Consider the following 22,646-nt stretch of genomic DNA (forward strand, 5'->3'; position numbering starts at 1 on the left):
CGTACGGTGCCCGCCGGTCGACTCAGCCGGCGGCGCCGTACCATTCATACGGTTGAAAGCAGGACAGCCTGCTCATGAACGGACCCGCCTTGCAAGATCGCCCCTCAGCCTCCGCCTCCTGGCGCATCGCGCTGCCGCATTCCGCCGCGGCCGTGCCCGTGGCGCGCGCCCTGGTCCGCACCGCGCTGGCCGAGCTGGAGCACGGGGCGGACAGCGACACCGCGGAGCTGCTGACGGCCGAGCTGGTGGCGAACGCGGTGGAGCACACGGCCGGTGACACGCCCATAGAGCTGGTCGTGGAGCTGCTGCCGACCGGCTGCCAGGTGGAGGTGCACGACCCGGACCCGGCACCCCCGGGGCATCTCACCCAGCCGGACACCCGGGACCCGGACCCCTGGCAGGAGCACGGCCGGGGTCTGCTCCTGATCAGGGCGCTCAGCTCGTCCTGCGGCCACCGCCCCACCGAGACCGGCAAGGCGGTGTGGTTCCGCCTGTCAGTGGTGCCGCCGCAATGGCGTCCGGCGTGACGACCGGGCCTGGCGCCGCCCCCGTGCGGCACCCGGCGTGACGCTCAGGCCAGCGTCGCGACCAGCACCGCCTTGATCGTGTGCAGCCGGTTCTCCGCCTCGTCGAACACGACCGAGTGCGCCGACTCGAACACCTCGTCCGTGACCTCCAGGGACTCCAGTCCGTGGGCCTCGAAGATCTCCTGCCCGACCTTCGTGCCGAGGTCGTGGAAGGCGGGCAGGCAGTGCAGGAACTTGACGTCCGCGTTGCCCGTGGCCCGCAGCACGTCCATGGTCACGGCGTACGGCGAGAGCGCGGCGATCCGCTCGTCCCACACGTCCTTCGGCTCGCCCATGGAGACCCAGACGTCGGTGGCGACGAAGTCGGCTCCCCGTACCCCCTCCTCCAGGGACTCGGTGAGGGTGATCCGCGCCCCGCTGTCCACGGCGAGCGCACGCGCCCGCTCGACGACGTCCTGCGCGGGCCAGTAGCTCTTCGGCGCGACGATCCGCACGTCCATGCCCAGGAGGGCACCGGTGACGAGATACGAGTTGCCCATGTTGAACCGCGCGTCGCCGAGGTAGGCGAAGGCGATCTCCCGGACCGGCTTCGCGCTGTGCTCGGTCATCGTCAGCACGTCGGCCAGCATCTGGGTGGGGTGCCAGTCGTCGGTGAGCCCGTTGTACACCGGCACTCCGGCGTACGCGGCCAGCTCCTCCACCTTCTGCTGACTGTCCCCGCGGTACTCGATCCCGTCGTACATACGGCCGAGCACGCGCGCGGTGTCCCGTACGGACTCCTTGTGCCCGATCTGCGAGCCGGACGGGTCCAGGTAGGTCGTCGAGGCGCCCTGGTCCGCCGCGGCGACCTCGAACGCGCAGCGGGTGCGCGTCGAGGTCTTCTCGAAGATCAGCGCGATGTTCTTCCCGCTCAGGTACCGCGTCTCGGTGCCGGCCTTCTTCGCGGCCTTCAGCTCGGCGGCCAGCTCGACGAGGCCGAGGAACTCCTCCGCCGTGAAGTCGAGCTCCTTGAGGAAGTGGCGCCCGGCGAGGGCGGTGGGGACAGTCGCCATGGGGGCGCTCCAGAGGGACGAGAACAGGACCATGGAAGTCTATACGATATTCAGCATTTCTATACAGCCTCCCTCTCCACCGGACAGCTCATGCAGCGCGGCCCGCCCCTCCCCCGCCCGAGCTCGCTGCCCGGGATCTCGATGACCTCGATGCCCTGCTTGCGCAGATGGGTGTTGGTGGTGGCGTTGCGCTCGTACGCGACGACGACACCCGGCTCGACGGCGAGGACGTTGCAGCCGTCGTCCCACTGCTCGCGCTCGGCCGCGTGCACGTCCTGGGTGGCGGTCAGGACCCGGATCTCGCTCAGCCCGAGCGCGGCGGCGATCGCGCGGTGCATGTGCTCCGGCGGGTGGTCGGTGACCTTGAGTTCCTTGTCGCCGACGCCCGGTTCGATGGTGTACGACCGGAGCATGCCGAGCCCGGCGTACTGGGTGAAGGTGTCGCCGTCGACCATCGTCATCACGGTGTCCAGGTGCATGAAGGCCCGCCGCTTCGGCATGTCGAGCGCCACGATCGACTGCGCCGACCCCTCGGCGAACAGCTTGTGCGCGAGCATCTCGACGGCCTGGGGCGTGGTCCGCTCGCTCATGCCGATGAGGACCGCGCCGTTGCCGATGACGAGGACGTCGCCGCCCTCGATGGTGGACGGGTAGTCGGCCTGCCCCTCCGACCAGATGTGGAAACTCTCGTCACGGAAGAGCGGGTGGTGGCGGTAGATCGCCTCGAAGTGGACCGTCTCGCGCTGCCGGGCGGGCCACTTCATGGCGTTGACGGAGACCCCGTCGTATATCCAGGCGGAGGTGTCCCGGGTGAAGAGGTGGTTGGGCAGCGGGGCGAGGAGGAAATCGTCGAGGTCCATGACATGGAAGCGCACGGAGGTCGGCTCTTCGTGCGCCTCCAGGAACTCCCGCTTGGTCATCCCGCCGACGAGGGCCTCCGCGAGCTCCGCCGCGGGCAGCGTCTCGAAGGAGGCTCGCAGATGGTCGGTGGCCAGCGGGCCGTACTCCTTCTCGTCGAAGACGCGGTCGAGCACGAGGGAGCGGGCCGCCGGGATCTCCAGGGCCTCGGTGAGCAGGTCACCGAAGAGGTGCACGGCGACCCCGCGGTCGCGCAGGACGTCGGCGAACCCGTCGTGCTCGGCGCGGGCCCGGCGCACCCACAGCACGTCGTCGAAGAGCAGTGCGTCCTTGTTGCTGGGGGTGAGCCTTTTGAGCTCGAGATCCGGCCGGTGCAGGATGACGCGGCGCAGCCGCCCGGTCTCGGAGTCGACATGGAATCCCATGCCTCCATCCTGACCAACGGGGGACCTCTTGACCCCTCCGTCCGCACGGGTTTCTTGTTCTCGTCCCCTTGACGACAATCCCGCCTCAGGGTTATCGTCCAACAGACGAAAAGAGGGGGTTCGATGGCCGACATCACCCGGCGCCTCGGTTGGCGCCATCTGCGCGGCGCGCCCACGGCGCACATCCGGCACCACCGCGGCGGCAAGCTGCTGCACGACGGTCCGGGGCTCAGCTTCTGGTTCCGCGCGCTCACCGCCGCACTCTCCGAAGTGCCGGTGGACGACCGCGAGTTGGCCATGACCTTCCACGCCCGTACGTCCGACTTCCAGGACGTGTCGGTCCAGGCGACCGTGACCTACCGGATCGGCGACCCGGCCCTCGCCGCCGCCCGCCTGGACTTCTCGATCGACCCGGACACCGGGGTGTGGCGGGGCGCCCCTCTGGAGCAACTGGGCACGCTGCTCACGGAGACGGCCCAGCAGCACGCCCTCGACGTGCTGACCCGGACCTCCCTGGCCTCCGCACTGGTGGACGGAGTGTCGGCGGTGCGCGAGCGGATCGCGGCGGGGCTCGGCGCCGAGCCCCGGCTGCCGGCCACCGGCATCGAGGTGGTCGCCGTACGCGTGATGGCCCTGCGCCCCGAGCCGGAGGTGGAACGGGCGCTGCGGACCCCGGCCCGCGAACAGATCCAGCAGGAGGCCGACCGGGCGACCTACGAACGGCGCGCCGTCGCCGTGGAGCGCGAGCGGGCCATCGCCGAGAACGAACTGGCCAGCCAGATCGAACTCGCCCGCCGCGAGGAGCAGTTGGTGGAGCAGCGGGGCACCAACGCCCGCCGGGAGGCGGAGGAGCACGCGGCGGCGGACGCGGTACGGGCCGAGGCGGAGGCGACCCGGTCGGTACGGCTGGCCCGCGCGGAGGCCGAGGGAGTGCGCGCGGTCGGCGACGCGAAGGCACAGGCCCAGGCCGCCTGGCTGAAGGTGCACGAGGACGTCGAGGTCGCCACCCTGCACGCCCTTGCCGGGACCCGGCTCGCGGAGAACCTGCCGAACATCGACAGCCTGACGATCTCGCCGGACGTGCTGACCGGGCTGCTGGCGAAGCTGGGCGCACGGGAGCCGGAGTGAGCCTCGCGCCGCGGGCCGTCCTGGTCCACCGCACCACGGAGTACGAGGAGTTGGTGGCCCACCACGGCACCCACGGCCAGGCCGCCTTCTTCCTCTCCTCCCGGGGCCGGGACATCGAGGAGGTCGCCGAACGCCACGAGCGCACCCGCCGGGCGCTCGCCGAGGTGACCTCCGCGATCCCCCTGACCTGGCGTCAGGCCCGGGTGGAGCGGGCCGACCTGGACCGCTTCCTGTTCGCCCCCGAGGACGTCGTGGTCGTGGTCGGCCAGGACGGCCTGGTGGCGAACGTGGCCAAGTACCTCTCCGGTCAGCCGGTGCTGGGCATCGACACCGAGCCCGGCCGCAACCCCGGTGTCCTGGTACGCCACCGCCCGCGGGACACGGCGGAGTTGCTGGCGGTGGCCGGTGCGAGCGTCGCCGAGCTGACGATGGTCGAGGCCGTCGCGGACGACACCCAGCGGCTCGTCGCACTGAACGAGATCTACCTGGGCGCCGCCGGTCACCAGACGGCCAGATACCGCCTGGGCCTGGAGGGCGACGGGGGTGTCGTCGAGGCCCAGGCTTCGTCCGGGGTGCTGGTGGGGACGGGGACCGGGGCCACGGGCTGGCTCCGGTCCGTGTGGCAGGAGCGGGGCGGAGCCCTACGGCTGCCGGCCCCGACGGAGAACCGCCTGCTCTGGTTCGTCCGCGAGGCCTGGCCCTCCCCGGCCACCGGCACCTCCCTGACCGCCGGCGAACTCCCCGCCCCGGCCCGCCTCCGCCTCACCGTCGAGTCCGAACGGCTGATCGCCTTCGGGGACGGGATGGAGGGGGACGCGGTGGAGCTGACGTGGGGGCAGACGGTGGAGGTGGGGGTGTGCGGGGAGCGGTTGCGGTTGGTGGGGTGAGGCGGGCCCCGCCGCGCGCGTCATCCGCTCGGCAGCGGTGGGAACAGTTCCGGGCGGGCCAGCATCCGGCGAGCCGCACGGCCGGGTTCGAGGGCAGCTCGGGCCACGATCCAGCCGGCGAGGGTGTGCGGTTCGGCCGGGTCGGCGGCGAGGGCGTCGGCATAGCGGGCGAACGCGGCGGCAGGGTGGTCGGCGGCGAGGTGCTCGTCGGCGGTGCGCGGGGCGGACGGGCGGGTGGCGAAGGCGTGGGTGCGGACGTCCGGCCAGGAGACCCGGTCGGGACGCAGGCGCGGGGTGGCCGGGTTCGGTGCGGGGGCGGGGACCACGTTGCGCAGTCTCCACTCGGTGCGGTGCAGCGCCGCCGCGGTACGGGCCCGGCCCAGAGCGGCCCGGGGGACGGGCTCGCGCAGCCAGCCGTCGAGGGTGCGGACGAGCCCGGTCACCAGGGCGTGTCCCTGCGGGGTGAGACGACCGCTGGTCAGCAGGGTGCGGGCGACGAGCCGGCTCTGCAGCCGTCGTAACGCGAAGTGGTAGCCCGCCTCGTCGGCCGCCCGGCTGTCGGGGGCCTCGGCCAGCCGGTGCCGCCAGAACCCCGCGACACCGGTGAAGGCGTACGCGCCGTGCAGCAGCCCGGTGAGATGGCGGGGATCGGCTCGCCAGGGGGCGTAGTACCGCTCCGCCCGGTCGTCGTCGAGCAGCGGGAAGAGGTGCAGAAGGGCGGCGAGCTTGCTGTGCTGGAACTCGTGGACGAGCGTTTCGGCGAGGGCAAGGGCCGAGGAGGGGCGGGCGATCACCATGCCCCCGAAGGAGTCACCGCTGGAGGCGGAGAGCAGAACGGTGGGCGGGGCGGGCCGCAGGGCGCTGGTACGGCCCCAGGGGACGATGGCGCGGATCGCCGCCGGGTCGAATCGGCCCGGGCCGCAGTAGCCGGGCTCGCCACAATCCGCCGTCATGAGCAGTCCGGCGGCCTCTTCGAACAGCCCCTGCCAGGCTTCCGCCTCCGCCTCGTCGAGCCGTGCCGGAGGCAGGGGGTCGTCGAGGTCGCGGTAAGGGTCGAGGTCGTCGAGCGGGATGGCGACAGAGGCGGTGGGGGTCCGGAGGGTGAGGGTGCGGAGGGCTTGCCAGGAAGCGTCCGGCTGGACGGCGCTCCCCGCCCCGACTCGTCCACCCGGCAGCGAAACCGTAGCCGGACGGATGACCGAGGAAACCGGACTGCCACTCGCCCCGGGTCCGGTGAGGGTCAGCCGTCCCTCTCTGGTACGGGCCCGACCGACAGTCAGCCCCGGTTCGGGCTCCTGGAGTCGGGCGAGCCCCAGGCCGGGGAGGAGCAGGGCGCCGTCGGTGAGAGGGATCCGCAGATCCGTCTCGGTGCCGGCGTGCAGGGATGCCGTGACCGCCAGGGCGTTCAGGTGGCCTGCTTCCGCCCACAGTGGCGGCCCCGCCCCCGTGCCGTGCAGCCGACGCAGCACATGAGCGATCCAGCCTCCGGTCGCCGACGCGAGCAACAGCCGGTCGACCGGCTCGGGTGCCCGCTCGGCTGCTTCCTTCAGGGCGCACCAGGCTTCGGCGGCCGGAGTCAGCGGCGTGGGAAGTGTGTCCAGGCGGTCCAGCAGCGTGCGCAGAAGCAGCAACCGGCGCGCCCGCTCCGCCCGTTCGAGGAAAGCAACCGCTTCTGCGGATCCGCCTCCGGCGGCGAGTTCCGCGAAGAGCCGCTGCGGCATGCGGAAGGGGGCGAGGGGCGGCTCGCTGGTCATGGGCCGGGTCCTCCGTTCGAGGGGGCGGGCCTTCAGGCCCCGGGTGGGCACACGGGAACCTCGTCAGAGGCCGCCGACGTACAGGCAGGACCGTTGGCTATTCGGCCCGGGCGCCGCCTCCACCGCCCTCGCCCCCACCCCTCATACTGCTGCGTGCCCGCAAGACTTCCTCAAGAAGGCGGGCGGTCGGCTGGAGCGGAGTGAGACCGTCCACAGAGGCCAGCGGCAGCTCCGCGACGTCAGCGAGATCCGACTCCCAGGCACGGGCACCCGCGGCGGGGGCCGAGTCGGGGACGGCGGTTTCGGCGTTGCGCAGAGCGGTCGGCTGCTCCACGGTGTCTCCCCCTTCGTGGTTCATGGTGGCACGCGACGTGCCTCGGCCGGTCCGAGGCCCGGCGACCGCCAGATCATCGCATACCGTCGGCGGTACCTCCGCCGGGACCTCGCGGGTGGACCAGTTCACGCAGGGCCGCCGCGAGTTCGGCCCCGCGTGCCGGATCGTCGTCCAAGGACCGAATGGCGTCGTACAGCTCCCACAGGGACTCGGGCTGTCTGCGGGCGAGCGCCGTGAGCATGCCTGCGGCGTCGGTGCGGGCCTTGCCGTGCCTCGGCAGCGTCCCGGCGACCGAAGGGCTCAACGCGGCTACGACGGCCTGCCGTTCGGCCGGGTCGACCATCAGGGGATAGGCGAGCAGGGCCTCCACGGCACGGCCCAGTGGGGACACGGGCCGCTCGCTCGGTAGGGGTACGGGTGCCTCCACCACCTCGGTGCGCTCGGGGCTGCGCAGTTGTATCCCGGGAAGCTGGAAAGTGCGGCCACCTTCCCTCAGAGCGGCGATCCGTTCCCTTACGGCGGTGAAGAGTTCCTCCGCGTCGGGCAGTGCGGGCAGGCCGGACGAAGGGACCGCCAGCAGGTCGAGGAGCACATTCGAGAAGAGGCCGGTGGCCCGCACGGGGTCGTTGACCGCTCGTCGGCCGCGGCCCGCCGCGCGCAGCAGCGTCTGCCGGTGTGCGAGCGTACGCCGTCCCGCGGGGAGAGCGTCGGAAGGCAGCGGGTCGCGGAAGGCAAGGGCTTCCTCGAACGTCTCGCACGCGTCCACGATCCACAGTTGCTCGGTGAATCCGGACACGGCGTCGCTGGAGTAGCGGGCGAGTGCGGATTCGAGATCGATGGAAACCTTGTCGTTCGTGGTGGCGTCGGCGCAGAACAGCCGGAGATGGCCGGCCCGATCGAGGACGCCGTGACCGCCCCACCACACCCAGAGGATGTCGCCGTGTGCCTGCGGCAGTTCGCGTACCAGGGCTCGGCGCAGCGTGGCCTGGTCGGCGGGTTGATAGCGGATGCCGGGCGCGAAGGGGTGCAACGGAGACAGGTGGACGTGCAGTTGAGTGTCGGGTACCCCGGCCGCGCGAAGCAGCCGATGGAAGGCCACCGCGTCACGGGCGGGCCCGGCCAGGTCCCAGGCGGCACCCGCCTCGTACGCCTCGATGCCGACGATGAAGGCGTGTACCCGGGCGGGGTTGACTCGGTCCCCGGAGCCTCCTGCGCCGCTCAAGGAAGGCGCTCCGTGATGAGCCGATACACGTCCGGGTTGGTCCAGTACGCACTGTGCGCGGCGGGAAACGGCTGGCGGTTGTCGACGGCCTCATCGGTGACCCGGCCGGGAAAGAGGCCGCCCCCGAGGTAGCTCAGCAGGTCGCGTGGATCGTAGAGGTTCAGCCAGTCCGGTACATGGCGCGGCAGCGGGTCGGGGTGCGAGAGGGAGGGCAGGGAACCCGACTCGTAGAGAAAGGGTCCCTGGGAGCCAACTGTGACCAGGAGCCGGACCTGCGGCAGCTCGGTGGTCACCAGCGTGTCGAGGGCGATGACCCCGCCGAGGCTGTGCCCGACCAGGGTCACCGGTGGTTCCAGGCCGGCGACCAGTGCACGGAGATCGGCACGGACGGGCTCCCCTCGGCAGAGATAGCGCAGTATGTCCCCCGCCGCCGGATGGACGGCCTGGGTGAGGACGCCCCGGCGACGTACGGCGGCGCGCGAGGCCAGGGCTCCCGCCACGCCCCATACCCAGGCCCGCACGGTGCGTTCCGTGCCCCTCGGGGCCGCCCCCAGGTGCTGGGCCAGGCGGTCGACGAGATCGTCACGGGCCTGGCCGTCCGGGACGAGCGGGTTGCCCCGATCGAGGGCGTCGGCGATGACTCGGGCCACCAAGGCCCGGGCGACAAGTAGCGCAAGATCCTCCGGAGCGAGGGCTCCGGCAGCGGCTCCGAGCAACGGATGGAAGCGCAGACGGTGCACGGCCTCCTCCATTCCGGCGCCCAACCCGGGTGCGAGATCGTCGCTTTGAGCAGCCAGGGCGCTGAGGGAATCCTGAATGCGCTGTTCCGGGATGTCGGCCCCCGGTGGTCTCTCGACGGCGTCGCGCCCCGCCGCGGCCGCGAGGGCGAGTTCGACGTCGGGGTCGTCATACAGGACTGCCCACCCGGCCGTCTCGTCGTCCAAAACCGCCGCGAGGGACTCGCCCACCCCGCGGTCCGTGCCTGTTTCGGGGGGCAGGCTGGCACCACCTGCCGCAAGTGTGGCGCCGTGGGTTCCGCCCCAGTAGTACGGCACGATGCGCAGTCCGTCCCGCACCGCGGTGAGTCCGGCGGTGACATGTCCCGCGAGCGCCGAGAACCCCGCCCCGCGTACCCCGGTCCCGTGAATGAGGACAACCGTAGACATGGGCCCTCGCCTTCGAGCGGGAGGAGCGTCCTCCCGGATAGTGGTCGTTCCTGTCGGTGTCTAGAGCGGGACAGGTGCCAAGTCGCACTCGATGCGTCGGCGGTGGCGGGCGGCGATCAGCCAGGGGTTGTCGGCACGGACCACGCCCGTGAATCCGTCCACCGCACGGCGCTGCAGTTCGTCCGCCTCCGCCCCGCGGCCGAGGCCCCGCAGGTCGAGGGCAAGGTTCGCGGTGCACGAGGACGTCAGGGGATGGCGCGCGCCCGCGACCTCCGTGAGCAGGGGCAGGTTGGCCCCGTCGATCTCCTTGGCACGCTCGAAGTCCAGGCGGGCGTAAGCCGTGTTGGCCCGGCCGACGGCGACGGTCAACGTGATGACGTGGCGCGGGCCCACCGTCTCACCGAGTCTGCGGGCCGCGTCGTCCTCCAGTTCCTGCGCGTGGTCCAAGTCGCCGAGCGCACGAAGGGTCCCTGCCAGGTTGGCCTTCGTCAGCAGGGTGTACGCGTGGTCCTCACCAAGACGCTGCTGATAACGCCGCAGGGTTTGCTCGCCCAGCCAGCGGGAGTTCTCGAGATCCCCAGCCAGGCGCTGGTCCACGGAAAGGTTGTTCGCCGCCTGCAGCGAGTCGAAGTGGTCCGCCCCGTAGCGGGCGACGAAGCGTTGCAATGTCACCTCGGAGAGTTCGGCTGCCTCGGCGAGCGCTCCGTCACGGCGTCGGCCGACCGCCAGGGTGCGGGCGATGCGTAGCGTGAGGGGGTTGTTGTCGCCGAGCGCGGTACGCGCCCGGCGGTACACGTCCTCCTGGAAGTCCCGGGCGCCCGGTACGTCGCCGGCCTCCAACATGTCGATGGCCAACGCGTTGAGGCTGTTGAGCGAGAAGAAGCTCGCGTGTCCGAACAGCAGCTCACGCTGCCGGGCGTTCTCCTGGTCCAGAGGCACCGCCTCGGTGAACTGTCCGCAGAGCCTGAGGTCGACGCCCCAACTGTGGGCGCCGCGCAGCGTGGCGGGGTCGTCGGGACCGAACAGGGATCGGGCCAGCTCGGTGGCCTCCTTGCTCAGGTCCCGCGCTTCCTGGAACCGGCCCTGGTATCGGCGGGCGTCGGCCATCTCGCACAGCGAGTCGATCAACTCCTCGGGGTCGACCTGGATCCGGCGGGACACCTCCAGTGCCTTCTCGCTGAGCGGAACGGACTCTGCGACCTGCCCGATCTGACGCAACAGGAACGAAAGGCTCTTGGACACGCGGATGACGTGGATGTTCTCCTCCCCGGAGGCGCCGAGCCAGGCGCTCCAGGTCTGCCGTGCGAGCTGTGCGGCCCCCAGGTGATCTCCCCAGTAGTAGAGGAACCACACCGTGTCGTGGACCAGTTCGCGCACATAGGTGTCGACACTGGTCACCGCCTGCGAGGTGAGGATGTGGGGCAGCAGCGCCTGGTACGCGCGCCATTCCAGCGACGAGCCGTAGGGTCCCGGTTTGGCTGCGGACAGCAACTGGTGTGCGGCGTCCCGCATTCGCTCCCTCCCCTCGGGGCTGAGCTTGGCCAGGAGCACGGTCTGCAGCAGGCGGTGCATCTGCAGAGTGTCGGACCGCGGGTCGACCTTGACCAGGGAGAACTGACTGAGATCGCGGATGGCGCGGTTGAGTTTGATCGACTCGCGCAACATGGGGTCGATCTCGGGCGTGATGCTGACCCCGCGGCTGCCACGCAGCATGGACCTCGGAATGGGCTCGGGGGCCATGCTGGCGCAGATGTCGAGGAGCTGCCGCGCGCCGGGGTTGTTCTCCCTGAGTCGCTCCAGCGAGATGTCCCATGCGGCCGCGACGGAAACGGGGTAATCGGGGGCGGGATCGAGTTCGAGGATCTCCGGGCTGCGCAGGTCGAGCAGTTCGAGGTACTCGTCAACCTGCATGCCGGTGACGGCGTGCCAGGTGCCCGCCTGTTCCACCGCGAGAGGCAGATCACCGAGAGCCTCGGCAAGCCGGCCGGCGCCCTCGGCCGACAGGTCGGGCGAGCGTTTCTGGAGGAGCTCGATGGACTCCTCGCGCTCGAAGACGGTCACCGGCAAGGGCGTGGCCACACGCTCCCAGGCGCGGTTGCGGGAGGTGACGATGATCTTCCCTGGGCCGTTGGCCGGGAAGAAGCCGCGTACCATCTCGACGTCCTCGGCGTTGTCGAAGACGAGCAGCCAGTTGTCGTACGGCACCCCGGTGCGCAGCGCCTCCAGGGCCGCGGGTACCGCTGTGCCCGCGGCGGGCGCCCCTACGCTGTCTTGTTCCGTCGGGGCGACACCCAGCTGTGCCCCCAGGGTCGCGAGCGCGGCGAGGATGAGGCTCTCCCGCTCGGCGGGGATCCAGCAGACCACCTTGTAGTCGTGCTGGTGGGTGTAGACGTACTCCAGCACGAGCTGGGACTTGCCGACACCGCCCATGCCGTGCAGCGCGTGCGGCAGCACGGCCGCGGTGTCCTGGGATCCGAGCTGCTCCTCCACAGACCGCAGCAGCGCCTGGCGGCCGACGAAAGTCGTGTTCCGCAAGGGAACGTTCACCAGCAGGACAGGGGTTTCCATCTGCTTCCTGGTCATGCCCGTCCGTGCCTCCGTCGGATGCTGGGGCGGTTCGGTATGTTCTGTCGTCGGATCATTGCCGGACAGCTCGCCGGCGGACGCGCGCGTCCACGGCATCTGCGGAACTGCCGTAGCGCTGTTCGCGCTCGTTTCGATCCGGAGGGCTCGTTCGACATACGGTCCCGCCAGTGCGCGCATCACCGCCAGCTCGCTGCGTACCCAGCCTCCTTCTGCCGGGTCGGGGAGCGAGGCCGTCGTCGGGTTGCGAAGGGCGGCACGCAGCGCGACGCCCCGTCGGCCGGCTGCGGGCAGTTCACCCACCAGGGCGACCGTGCGGGCGAGTTGACTGCGGGTCGTGGTAGCCAGCAGTGCCTCACGCACCCCTTCCGCGAAGTCGGGACGGCCCTTGCCGCCGCTGTCCCAGTCGATCAGTCCGCCCATCAGGATCTCGGCCAGGTGGTCGGGCCCCGTCTCCGGCATGGTGCGCCGCTGCAACTGCTCCACGAGCTCGAACTCAAACGGGATGACGGCGAGTTGGGTGGCCAGTCGGCGCGCGTGCGGAGTGGCGAGGGTGAGGAAGCGGCGTACGGCGGCACTCGGGGAGCGGGGAACACGCAGACCGGGCGCGGGCACGGTCTTTCCGAGGGTTCCCACGACGACGGCCGGAAGGTCACGGCGCACTCCGCGTTCCCCGGTAACGAGGTCGGCCCAGGCCGCGATGGACCCGGGTTTGAGGGACAGCACGGGCACGGCAAGGGATTCGTCGTCCGCCGCGGGCAGCGGCCGCAGCGGATCGGCACCGCCAGGGGGCGTGAAGTGGGCCAGGGCCTGGTTCGGGGCTCCGAATCCGGCGGCCTCGAGAACGGCCTGGTACGGGTAGAGCGAGGAGCGGTGGCGAAGATGCGGCGGCAGCAGATGTACCACAGCGGTGGGACCGGCCCGACCGAGGCGGCCGAGGAGGCGTTCGGCGGCGGGTGCGGTCCAGCCGTGGCCCAGTCCATCGGTGACGACGAGGAAGATCCGGTCTCCTCTGCCGTTGAGGATCTCCCCGGGGTCCGCGGTGGCTGGGGAGGCTCCCCACCTCAGCCTCGGTCCCCCCGACATCGGCACGACGGCCTTGACCGTGCGTACGGTCCGGAACGCGCCGCTGTGTTCGGCCGCGGTGGCCAGGCCCGCCGTCTGCTCGCCCCAGATGGCCATGGTGGGAGCGTCGTCGACGAGGATGACCAGGTCGAACGCCGTCGCGTCAGCGGGCCGGAACCACGGCATCCACGACTCGTCGAAGACGCCCCGCTCCGCCGTGGCCTCTTCGTCGAGTTGTACGGCGTCACAGGACGGCACCTGACGGGCAAGCCTGTGCAGCGCGCGGGCGAGCCCCGAGGAGCCTCCGTTCGGCGCCGGCCGACCGCGCTCCGGCCGGGGAAAGGCGGGTAGTCCCAGGTGGACCTGGTCCGGGCCCTCCGGGTCGGGCGTGAACGACGGCCGCACGGCGGTTTCGTCCGGGCTGAGCGGCTCGGGCCGCTCGTCACGTGGTCGAGGGGGTGCCGCGGGCACCGGTGCGGGACCCACGTGCTCACCGGGGTCCGGTGGGCTGTCCGTGGCGGGTCGGCCTGCGAGGGTCCAGTGAGCGCTCAACCAGACCGCGTCGGCCAGTTCCTTCCAGTCCGGAAGGGACTCCGGCACCGGCCCAGGCGCGCGCTCCCGGGGGAGACCGTCCATTCAGCGGCCCTTCGCGAGGTCACGCAGCAGCATCTCCAGGAGCTTGCGCCCTCCTTCGTCGGCCCGGAACGTACCCACGGTGGTCATCTCCACGGCGTTGAGGAGCTGGTCCAGCGAGTGTGTTCCACCGGCCTGGACCTGTTTGACGAACTGATCGACCAGGAGCTCGGCATCCGGCGGTCGTACCCGAAGATGACTGTCCACGATGGCCAGCAACTGTTCCCGCGTAGGAGTCGGCATTTCCAGCGGCAGGCAGCGCCTGCGGAAAGCCGCCGGGAACTCCCGCTCCCCGTTGCTGGTGATGACGACGACCGGGAACTCCCGGCACTCCACCCGCCCTTGGCCCACCTCCGCAAAGCCGCCCGGGTCACTGGTGTGCACGCGCGCCCTGCCGGCCGTGTCGCGCACCAGCTCGGGTATCTCGTAGCTGCCGTTCTCCAGGACGTGCAACAAATCGTTCGGCAGGTCGATGTCGCTCTTGTCGAGTTCATCGACGAGCAGGACGCGCGGACGGTCGTACGGCAGCAGCGCGGTGCCCAGGGCGCCCAGGGTGATGAAGTCGCCCAGGGTCGGCGCCGGCCGCCCTTCCTCGGTCCGGTCGTCAGCGGCGGGCACCGCGGGGGCAGGCAGACCGGCACGCCAGGCAGCGATGGCCTGGGCGCGCCCGAGGGCGTCGTGGGAGTAGAGGCCGTCGCGGAGACTGGTGCGACTGACGATGTTCCATTCGAGCACGCGTCCGAGGCCGAGTTCTCGAGAGATCAGATAGGCAAGTGTGGACTTCCCGACCCCCGGGGCTCCGGTCACGAGCAGCGGACGGCGCAGCAGGAGCGCCGCATTGACGATGTCGATGCTCACCGGATCGAGCTGTGGCACGGCGTCGACCGCTCCGAGCCGGCGCAGGGCGGCTTGCTCGTCATCGGGCGGCGGGGACTGTACCGGGCCGCCGCGGAAGCGACGCCACGGCGGTGCGGGCCGCAGCCGGGGGGCCGGCCCGTCCGGGGCGGCACCTGTCGCGCGGAAGGCGCGCCATTCCTCCGGCTCCGCAGTCTCCGGCCCGCTCATACTGGAGTCTCCTTGCTGTCGATGGTGCCCGTGCCGTCCGGGTGATCGATGCCGCGCCCGTGCTCGAGGACGTAGTCGTCTGCCGTTTGAATGTCGACCAAGCGGTTCGGGTCATCCCAGAAGAAGGCGATATGTCTTCCCAGCAGCAAGGGACCGGCGGCGTGGAGTTCGGCCCTGCGTCTCAGTTGCTGTATGACGACCGGAAGCCGGGCGGCCTTGTGTACGGCGGCGAACACGGCCGTCACCACTTCCCTCCGCTCCTCCGGGAACTCACCCCTGCGGTCCCAGACCGCGAGTCCGATCCCCTCCGCGATGGCGGCCTTGAGCGCTTCCGTCGCCGGGCCGCCGTCCGGGGCGTCGAGCACCGCGGCGGTACGGCCCGGTTCGGCAGCCAGCGTGGCCTGCCACTCGTGCAGCCCGCCAGAGTCGGAGGCTCGCCAGCCGTGGACCGTGATGCCCTGGTGCTGCAGAGTGGTCCAACGCTCCTGCCACTGCGCCCTGACCAGGAGGTCGTCGGCACGCATCCGCTCCAGACTGCGTAGATGCACTCCGTACTTCAGCCCCAGGGGCAGTGGTTTCCCGTCCCCCAGTCGGACCGCCAGGCCGGCCACGTTGTGGTTGAGCATGTCGTAGGGCAGCACGAACTCGACGTAGGGAGGCGGGAGTTCGGAGCCTGGCACAGTCGGCTCGTGCGGTGTACCGGAGAGCCGGAACACTTGGCGCAGAGCGCGCTCGACCGCGCTGCCGAGTTCATCGAGGCTGGTCGTCTCGGGTGGGGCCTGTTGGGGACGCCAGTAGCCGGGGACCGTGTTCAGCCACGGGCGGACGACGATGTCCCCGGAACCGTCACGAGCCGGCTCGACGGCCACAACCAGGCATCTGGGGATCGTGGGGTCGGGGGCGGCGCCCGCCCGGTCGGCCCGGCGCTGTGCCAGCCGGCTGTGCAGCCCGTTCCGTTCCGCCCAGCTGTAGGCCCATGAGGACAGGGCGTCTCGCCAACCTGATCGGGTCAGCTCGGCGGCCTGGTCCATCAACAGCACGGCAGGCGGAAGGCCGTCCGGTTGCACGTTCAACTCCATGACGAAGAAGAAGAGCTGACGAAGCGAGAGGCCGATGGGCAGCTCGTTGTGCAATTCCGTCGCGAGCCTGTCACGCAGTCGGGTCTCGGACAGATGCCCCTCGACGGCATCCAGGAGTTCGAGCCCGGAATTGACATCCCCCTGGGTCAGGGGACCGCGCAGCGGTTTGGTGAAGACGGTCTCGCCACCGGAGGTGAGCAGTAGCTCGAGCTCGGAAGCGGCGGAGGCGCCTTCGAAGACCCTGACCACGTCGACCAGAACGTGCTCGCCCTCGCGAACGTTCAGCGCCGCTTGTACCAGAGCGACGACGTCCTCGCGCTGCTTGGTGCCACGCAGGTCGACATGCGCCCGCAGCTGGTCCGAGAGCATCCTCGCGAAGAGGTTGCGTCCCGCCTGATCCTCCAGACAGCCGAGCTCACACAGCGCCTCTGTCAAGCGGAACAGCAGGTCTCTTCCCGGCGCACGCCCGAACTCGCCTAATCCTGCCGCTGTCTCCACCGACCTTCCCCCACGAGCCGGTACACCTGACTGACCAGCGAACGTAGCACGCCAACTCCCGGCTATCCAGGCCGCCTCGTCACCAGCAGTCACGGACACCGACGTGTGGCAGGCGGGCAGCACGCGCCGCCCGCCTGCCACCGCTCAGGCCGACGCACTCACAACCGCGGGTCCACCGGCTCCGACTCCAGCGCCAGCACCCCGAACACCGCCTCGTGCACCCGCCACAGCGGCTCGCCCTCCGCCAGCCGGTCCAGGGCCTCCAGGCCGAGGGCGTACTCGCGGATCGCGAGGGAGCGCTTGTGGTTCAGGAACCTCTTGCGCAGGCGGTCGAGGTTCTCCGGGCGGGTGTACTCGGGACCGTAGATGATCCGCAGGTACTCCCGGCCGCGGCACTTGATGCCGGGCTGGACCAGGCGGCCCTCCGTGCTGCGGACCACCGCGCCGAGCGGCTTGACGACCATGCCCTCGCCGCCGCGGCCCGTCATCTCCAGCCACCAGTCGATGCCCGCCCGCACCGACTCCGGGTCACCGGTGTCGACGTAGAGGCGCCGGGTGGTCTGGAGCAGGCCGGTGCCGTCGTGCTCCACCAGGCGGTCCAGCAGGGCCAGTTGCTCGTCGTGCGGGAGGCCGGCGAGGCTGCGGCCCTGGACCGCGAGGATCTGGAACGGTGCCAGGCGGACGCCGTCCAGGCCGTCCGTGGTCCAGCAATAGCGGCGGTACGCGTCGGTGAACGCGCTTGCCGCGTCGGCCCGTTCGCGCTGGCGGGCCAGCAGGTCCGTCACGTCCACGCCCCGGTCCGCGACGCCCTGGAGCGCGGCCAGCACGCCCGGGAACACCGCTCCGGACGCGGCGCCGACGGCCGCGTACTGCGACCGCAGCAGACCCGCGGCCTTCAGGGACCACGGCATCAGCTCCGCGTCCAACAGCAGCCAGTCCGTGTCGAGTTCGGACCACAGGCCCGACTCCCCGATCGCCGTGCGCAGCCGGTCGAGGATCGCCTCGGTCACCGACGCGTCGTCGAAGAACGGGCGGCCCGTGCGGGTGTAGAGGGAGCCCGTCGGGCCGTCCACGCCGAAGCGCTTGGCGGCCGCTTCCGCGTCCCGGCACACCAGGGCCACCGCCCGCGAGCCCATGTGCTTCTCCTCGCACACGACCCGCTCCACCCCGTCCGCGGCGTACTGCGCGAACGCCTCGGCCGGGTGCTCCAGGTAGCCCTCGACACGCGAGGTCGCCGTCGGTGCCATGGTCGGCGGCAGGTACGGCAGCAGCCTCGGGTCCACCGCGAAGCGGCTCATGACCTCCAGGGCCGCTGCCGCGTTCTCCTCGCGGACCGCCACCCGGCCCTGGTGCCGGGTCTCGACCGCCCTGCGGCCGTACACGTCGGCCAGGTCCAGCGGGCGGCCGTCCTGGCCACCGGGCGCCTCCGACTTCAGCGGCTTCACCGGCTCGTACCAGACCCGCTCCGCCGGTACGTCGACCAGCTCCCGCTCCGGCCAGCGCAGCGCCGTGAGCTTGCCGCCGAAGACGGCGCCGGTGTCCAGGCAGATGGTGTTGTTGAGCCAGGTCGCCTCCGGGACCGGGGTGTGGCCGTAGACCACGGCCGCCCGGCCGCGGTAGTCCTCCGCCCACGGGTAGCGCACCGGCAGCCCGAACTCGTCGGTCTCGCCGGTGGTGTCGCCGTACAGCGCGTGCGAGCGGACCCGGCCGGAGGTGCGGCCGTGGTACTTCTCCGGCAGACCGGCGTGGCACACGACCAGGCGGCCGCCGTCCAGGACGTAGTGGCTGACCAGCCCGTCGATGAACTCCCGCACCTCGGCCCGGAACTCGTCCGGGACGCTCTCCATCTGCTCGATGGTCTCCGCGAGGCCGTGCGTGTGCTGGACCTTGCGGCCCTTGAGGTAACGCCCGTACTTGTTCTCGTGGTTGCCCGGCACACACAGCGCGTTGCCCGACTTGACCATCGACATCACGCGGCGCAGCACACCGGGACTGTCCGGGCCGCGGTCGACGAGGTCGCCGACGAAGACCGCGGTACGGCCCTCGGGGTGGACGCCGTCGACATAGCCCAACTTGCCCAGCAGCGACTCCAGTTCCGAGGCGCAGCCGTGGATGTCTCCGACGATGTCGAAGGGGCCGGTGAGGTGGGTCAGGTCGTTGAAGCGCTTCTCGGTGACGACGGTGGCGTTCTCGACGTCCGCCACCCCGCGCAGGACGTGCACCTTGCGGAAGCCCTCGCGCTCCAGGTGGCGGAGCGAGCGCCGCAGTTCGCGGATGTGGCGCTTGATGACCCGGACCGGCATGTCGGCCCGGTCGGTGCGGCCCGCGTTGCGCTCGGCGCACACCTCCTCGGGCACGTCGAGCACGATGGCGATGGGCAGCACGTCGTACTGCTTGGCCAGGTCGATCAGCTGCCGTCGGGAGTCGGACTGCACGCTGGTCGCGTCGACGACCGTGCGGCGGCCGGCGGCCAGGCGCTTGCCCGCGATGTAGTGCAGGACGTCGAAGGCGTCCTTGGTGGCCTCCTGGTCGTTCTCGTCGTCGGAGACCAGGCCCCGGCAGAAGTCCGAGGAGATGACCTCCGTCGGCTTGAAGTTCCGGCGGGCGAAGGTGGACTTGCCGGAGCCGGAGGCGCCGACGAGGACGACGAGGGAGAGGTCGGTGACGGGAAGGGTCCGTCCCGTGCGCGGGGTCTCGGTCATGCCGCCTTCGCCTCCTTCTCGGTCTTCGTCACTGCTGTGCTCCATTCGAAAACGGCCATCTGGGTGGGCGGGCCGACCTCCGGGTCGTCCGGTCCCACGGGCACGAACTCCACGTCGTAGCCGTGCCGTTCGGCCACCGACGACGCCCAGGTGCGGAACTCCGCACGCGTCCACTCGAAGCGGTGGTCACCGTGCCGGACGTGCCCGACCGGGAGCGACTCCCAGCGGACGTTGTACTCGACGTTCGGGGTCGTCACGAGGACGGTCCGCGGGCGTGCCGCGCCGAACACCGCGTACTCCAGGGCGGGCAGCCGGGGCAGGTCGAGATGCTCGATCACCTCGCTGAGCACGGCGGCGTCGTACCCCTTGAGCCGCTTGTCGGTGTAGGTCAGCGAGCCCTGGAGCAGCTGGACGCGGGAGGCCGTCCGCTCCCCCATGCGGTCCAGCTTCAGCCGCCGGGAGGCGATGGTGAGCGCCCGCACCGACACGTCGACACCGACGATCTCGGTGAACTTCGGGTCCTTGAGCAGCGCCTGCACCAACTGGCCCTGCCCGCACCCGAGATCGAGGACCCGGGCGGCACCGGCGGCGCGCAGCGCCTCCAGGATGGCCTCGCGGCGCTGCACGGCGAGCGGGGTCGGCTTCTCCTCCGTCTCGGTCTCCGCCTCGACGGCGTTGTCGATCTCCTCGACCTCGCTGTCGTCGGCCTCGGCGAGCCGCAGCAGCTCGAGGCGTTCCATCGCCTCGCGCGTCAGCGACCAGCGGCGGGACAGATAACGGCTGGTGATCAGCTTCTGCTCCGGGTGTGCGGGCAGCCAGCCCTCACCCGCCCTGAGCAGCTTGTCGACCTCGTCGGGGGCCACCCAGTAGTGCTTGGCGTCGTCGAGGACGGGGAGGAGGACGTACAGGTGGCGCAGGGCCTCGGCGAGGGTGAGGCGCGTGGACTCCAGTTCGAGGCGGACGTAGCGCGAGTCGCCCCACTCAGGGAACGCACTGTCCAGCGCGACCGGTTCGGCGGTCACGGTCCAGCCGAGCGGCTCGAACAGACGGCGTACGACTTCGGCGCCGCCGCGGGCCGCGACGGCGGGCACCTCGATGCGCAACGGCCGTGGCTGCGAGGGGAGTTCGGGCTTGGCCGTGCACACCCCGCGCATCGCGCTGGAGAAGACCGCGCTCAGCGCCACCGCGAGCAGCGAGGAGGCCGCGTAGGGGCGGTCGTTGACGTACTGCGCGAGCGCCGAGTCCGGGGCGCCGCCGCGTCCCTTGCCCTTGCCGCGCCTGACCAGCGCCACCGCGTCGACCTCCAGCATCAGCGCCGCCGTGCAGCGCTGATCGTCCGCCTCGGGATACAGGACGTGCGCCCTGCCGTAGGAGGTGGAGAACGCCTGCGCCTTGTCGGGATGCTTGTGCAGCAGGAAGCCGAGGTCGGTGGCGGGGCGCTCGGGAGTGCCGGTGGTACTGATCGTCAGAAACATGCGAGTGGCCTCTCCGGCCGGTGGACGGGACGGGGTGCCGTGCGCGCGAAAGCCCCCGAGACGGTGATCCCGGGGGCTCGGCAGGACGACGCCCTCAGCTTCGCACAGGGCTCCGACCAGCGCCTTCGATTTACGGCAGCTGCGTCTGCACCTGCGCGGAGATCAGCTCCAGGTGGTCCAGGTCGTCGAGGTCGAGGACCTGGAGGTAGATCCGGCGGGAGCCCGCGTCGGCGTAGCGGCCGATCTTGTCGACGACCTCGGCGGGGGTGCCGGCCAGGCCGCTGGTCTTGAGCTCCTCGACCTCACGGCCGATCGCCGCGGCGCGGCGGGCGACCTCCTGGTCGTCCTTGCCGACGCAGACGACGAGGGCGTTGGAGAAGGTGATCGCGTCGGCAGCGCGGCCCGCCTCCTGGGCGGCGGCACGGACCCGGCCGAACTGCGCCTCGCTGTCCTCGGCCGAGGCGAACGGCACGTTGAACTCGTCGGCGTAGCGGGCGGCGAGGCGCGGGGTGCGGGTCTTGCCGTGGCCGCCGATCAGCACGGGGATCTTGTCCTGGGCGGGCTTGGGCAGTGCGGGCGACTTGGTGAGCTCGTAGTGCTCGCCGTGGAAGTCGAAGGTCCCGCCGGGCTCGGTGGCCCACAGACCGGTGACGATCTCCAGCTGCTCTTCCAGGCGGGGGAACTTCTCCTTCGGGAACGGGATGCCGTACGCCGTGTGCTCCTCCTCGAACCAGCCCGCGCCCAGGCCCAGTTCGACGCGGCCGCCGGACATCTGGTCGACCTGGGCGACCTGGATGGCGAGGACGCCGGGGAGGCGGAAGGTGGCGGCGGTCATCAGGGTGCCGAGGCGTATGCGCTTGGTCTCCCGGGCGAGGCCGGCGAGGGTGATCCAGGCGTCGGTGGGTCCGGGGAGGCCGTCGGCGTCGCCCATCTTGAGGTAATGGTCAGAACGGAAAAAAGCGTCGAAGCCGAGGTCCTCGGTGGCCTTGGCGACGGTGAGGAGGGTGTCGTAGCTTGCGCCCTGCTGGGGCTCGGTGAAGATGCGGAGGTCCATGCCTCCATCCTGCACTCAGGGGTTCACCGTGGTCCCACCGGTCCCCGTGGCCCCACTCGTCCCCGGGCGGGTGAAAATCCGTCAACGGGGTGCGTGCGGGGTGACCGCGCCAGTGACCGTGCCCTTCGGTGATCGTTGGCTCGGGCGGAACCGGCTTGTCGTCGCCGGTGCGTCATCCGTTACCCGCGTCGGCCCCTTCGCCGGGGTCCTTTGGCCGAGGAGGCCGTCATGTCCGAGGAAACCGTGCCGCTGACCGCGGGGGGTGGGCAGCCGAAGGGGTTGCTTCAGCAGATGGAGGAGTTGATGGCGGCGCTGAACGCGGACCTGTCGGCGCTGGACGCGGATCTTCAGGGGGCCGGGGGTTCTGGGCGCTCGGTCGGTGAGGAAGAGGCCGGCTGAGGGCGGTCTTCGGCTGCGGGCGCGTCGTGGCTGGTCGCGCCCCGCGGCGGAGCCGCTGATGGCACAGCCCCGCGCCCCTGGGTGGGTACGGTCGAAGCCGGTGCAGCCGCACCCACACGGGGACGCCGCGCGTTCGCAGCCGGAGAAATCACCCCGCCTCCGGCAACTCCTCCCCCCGGTCGGCGAGTCTTCGCAGCATCTGCAGCACCCGGTCCCGTGACTCGTCCGCCGCGTCGATCGCCTCCATGCACTGCCAGTACGTCGTCTCGTCGTCCGCCGCGCAGGCGAGGCCGACCAGGGCGATGCCGACCTCACCGAGGAGGCCGCCGAGGTAGAGCAGGGCCTGGCGGGCGTCGCCGAGTTCGGTGAGCTGGGCGGCCCGCAACTCCGCCAGGGCGATGTCGGGGCGCTCCAGGACCCCGCAGCCCCGGCCCGCGAGCTCGGTCAACCCCAGGGCCTCGCCCCGCAGTTCGGGCGGTCCGGCGACCGCGAGGCGGCTCCCTATCGCCTGGGCCAGCGCCTGCGCCTGCCACACCTCCGCCATGACCTGAGGCGCCTCGCCGCCCCCGGCCAGGGCACGCCTGCTCGTCACGATGAGCCGCACCGCGTCCATCGGCTGCCCCCGTCTGTCGCCCGAACTCCCTTGTTCACTACCCAGAGTGAGGTCACTCCGAACGAAAAGCCAGAGGTAGGCGGAAATTTGTGGACAACAAATCGATTTCAGACCATGCTTTCATCAC

General features: G+C 71.1%; 17 protein-coding genes. 4 read left to right on the plus strand and 13 right to left on the minus strand.

The features are described from left to right. Positions 1-74 precede the first annotated feature (74 nt). Complete coding sequence (locus ACFYZ8_RS23590; protein ID WP_359028988.1) at positions 75-527, plus strand: ATP-binding protein; 453 nt, start codon at positions 75-77, stop codon at positions 525-527. A 44-nt stretch (positions 528-571) separates the two neighbouring features. On the opposite strand, the gene argF is transcribed toward ACFYZ8_RS23590, so the two are convergent. Together argF and ACFYZ8_RS23600 are read right to left on the minus strand one after the other, a co-directional pair. Next, positions 572-1,579, minus strand: a complete 1,008-nt coding sequence (gene argF / locus ACFYZ8_RS23595) for an ornithine carbamoyltransferase (protein WP_359028989.1) — start codon at positions 1,577-1,579, stop codon at positions 572-574. Between the two features lie 59 nt (positions 1,580-1,638). Further along, a complete protein-coding gene (locus tag ACFYZ8_RS23600; RefSeq protein ID WP_388537244.1) occupies positions 1,639-2,862 on the minus strand; it encodes an arginine deiminase in 1,224 nt (407 codons plus the stop codon). Positions 2,863-2,985: 123 nt separating this feature from the next. Between ACFYZ8_RS23600 and ACFYZ8_RS23605 the strand changes: the two genes are divergently transcribed. Continuing rightward, a complete protein-coding gene (locus ACFYZ8_RS23605) occupies positions 2,986-3,990 on the plus strand; it encodes an SPFH domain-containing protein (protein ID WP_388537246.1) in 1,005 nt (334 codons plus the stop codon). Continuing rightward, the gene (locus ACFYZ8_RS23610) at positions 3,987-4,877 is read left to right on the plus strand and encodes a hypothetical protein (protein ID WP_359037112.1); all 891 of its coding nucleotides are present in this window, start codon (positions 3,987-3,989) and stop codon (positions 4,875-4,877) included. Before ACFYZ8_RS23605 ends, ACFYZ8_RS23610 begins: the two co-directional genes overlap by 4 nt. A gap of 20 nt (positions 4,878-4,897) precedes the next feature. Here the strand turns inward: ACFYZ8_RS23610 and ACFYZ8_RS23615 are convergent, their stop codons facing one another. From ACFYZ8_RS23615 to ACFYZ8_RS23660, 10 genes are all read right to left on the minus strand, one after another. Beyond that, a complete protein-coding gene (locus tag ACFYZ8_RS23615) occupies positions 4,898-6,631 on the minus strand; it encodes an aKG-HExxH-type peptide beta-hydroxylase (protein ID WP_388537248.1) in 1,734 nt (577 codons plus the stop codon). Positions 6,632-6,728: 97 nt separating this feature from the next. Then, positions 6,729-6,989, minus strand: coding sequence for a hypothetical protein (locus tag ACFYZ8_RS23620; RefSeq protein WP_388537250.1), 261 nt, complete (start codon positions 6,987-6,989; stop codon positions 6,729-6,731). Positions 6,990-7,038: 49 nt separating this feature from the next. Continuing rightward, on the minus strand, positions 7,039-8,187 hold the full coding sequence (locus ACFYZ8_RS23625; protein WP_388537251.1) for a caspase family protein: 1,149 nt from the start codon (positions 8,185-8,187) through the stop codon (positions 7,039-7,041). Continuing rightward, entirely contained in the window at positions 8,184-9,353 is a 1,170-nt protein-coding gene (locus ACFYZ8_RS23630) for a hypothetical protein (protein WP_388537253.1), read from the minus strand. Before ACFYZ8_RS23630 ends, ACFYZ8_RS23625 begins: the two co-directional genes overlap by 4 nt. A 60-nt stretch (positions 9,354-9,413) precedes the next feature. Further along, positions 9,414-13,637 carry an FxSxx-COOH system tetratricopeptide repeat protein gene (fxsT, locus tag ACFYZ8_RS23635; RefSeq protein ID WP_388537255.1) on the minus strand — a complete coding sequence of 1,408 codons (4,224 nt, stop codon included), beginning with the start codon at positions 13,635-13,637 and terminating at the stop codon, positions 9,414-9,416. Then, the gene (locus ACFYZ8_RS23640; protein WP_388537257.1) at positions 13,638-14,699 is read right to left on the minus strand and encodes an AAA family ATPase; all 1,062 of its coding nucleotides are present in this window, start codon (positions 14,697-14,699) and stop codon (positions 13,638-13,640) included. Continuing rightward, complete coding sequence (locus tag ACFYZ8_RS23645; RefSeq protein ID WP_388537258.1) at positions 14,696-16,213, minus strand: hypothetical protein; 1,518 nt, start codon at positions 16,211-16,213, stop codon at positions 14,696-14,698. The genes ACFYZ8_RS23640 and ACFYZ8_RS23645 overlap by 4 nt, the downstream gene beginning before the upstream one ends. 221 nt (positions 16,214-16,434) lie before the next feature. Next, positions 16,435-18,978 carry a polynucleotide kinase-phosphatase gene (locus tag ACFYZ8_RS23650; protein WP_388537260.1) on the minus strand — a complete coding sequence of 848 codons (2,544 nt, stop codon included), beginning with the start codon at positions 18,976-18,978 and terminating at the stop codon, positions 16,435-16,437. Continuing rightward, positions 18,975-20,453, minus strand: coding sequence for a 3' terminal RNA ribose 2'-O-methyltransferase Hen1 (locus tag ACFYZ8_RS23655; protein ID WP_388537262.1), 1,479 nt, complete (start codon positions 20,451-20,453; stop codon positions 18,975-18,977). Before ACFYZ8_RS23655 ends, ACFYZ8_RS23650 begins: the two co-directional genes overlap by 4 nt. Before the next feature lie 130 nt (positions 20,454-20,583). Continuing rightward, on the minus strand, positions 20,584-21,507 hold the full coding sequence (locus tag ACFYZ8_RS23660; RefSeq protein WP_388537264.1) for an LLM class F420-dependent oxidoreductase: 924 nt from the start codon (positions 21,505-21,507) through the stop codon (positions 20,584-20,586). Positions 21,508-21,735: 228 nt separating this feature from the next. On the opposite strand from ACFYZ8_RS23660, the gene ACFYZ8_RS23665 reads away from it, so the two are divergent. Continuing rightward, the gene (locus ACFYZ8_RS23665) at positions 21,736-21,906 is read left to right on the plus strand and encodes a hypothetical protein (protein ID WP_359037120.1); all 171 of its coding nucleotides are present in this window, start codon (positions 21,736-21,738) and stop codon (positions 21,904-21,906) included. 148 nt (positions 21,907-22,054) lie between these two features. Here the strand turns inward: ACFYZ8_RS23665 and ACFYZ8_RS23670 are convergent, their stop codons facing one another. Next, on the minus strand, positions 22,055-22,519 hold the full coding sequence (locus tag ACFYZ8_RS23670) for a DUF6099 family protein (RefSeq protein ID WP_359037122.1): 465 nt from the start codon (positions 22,517-22,519) through the stop codon (positions 22,055-22,057). Positions 22,520-22,646: the final 127 nt, after the last annotated feature.

The sequence above is a fragment of the Streptomyces sp. NPDC001668 genome, assembly GCF_042893155.1.
Taxonomy (GTDB): Bacteria; Actinomycetota; Actinomycetes; order Streptomycetales; family Streptomycetaceae; genus Streptomyces.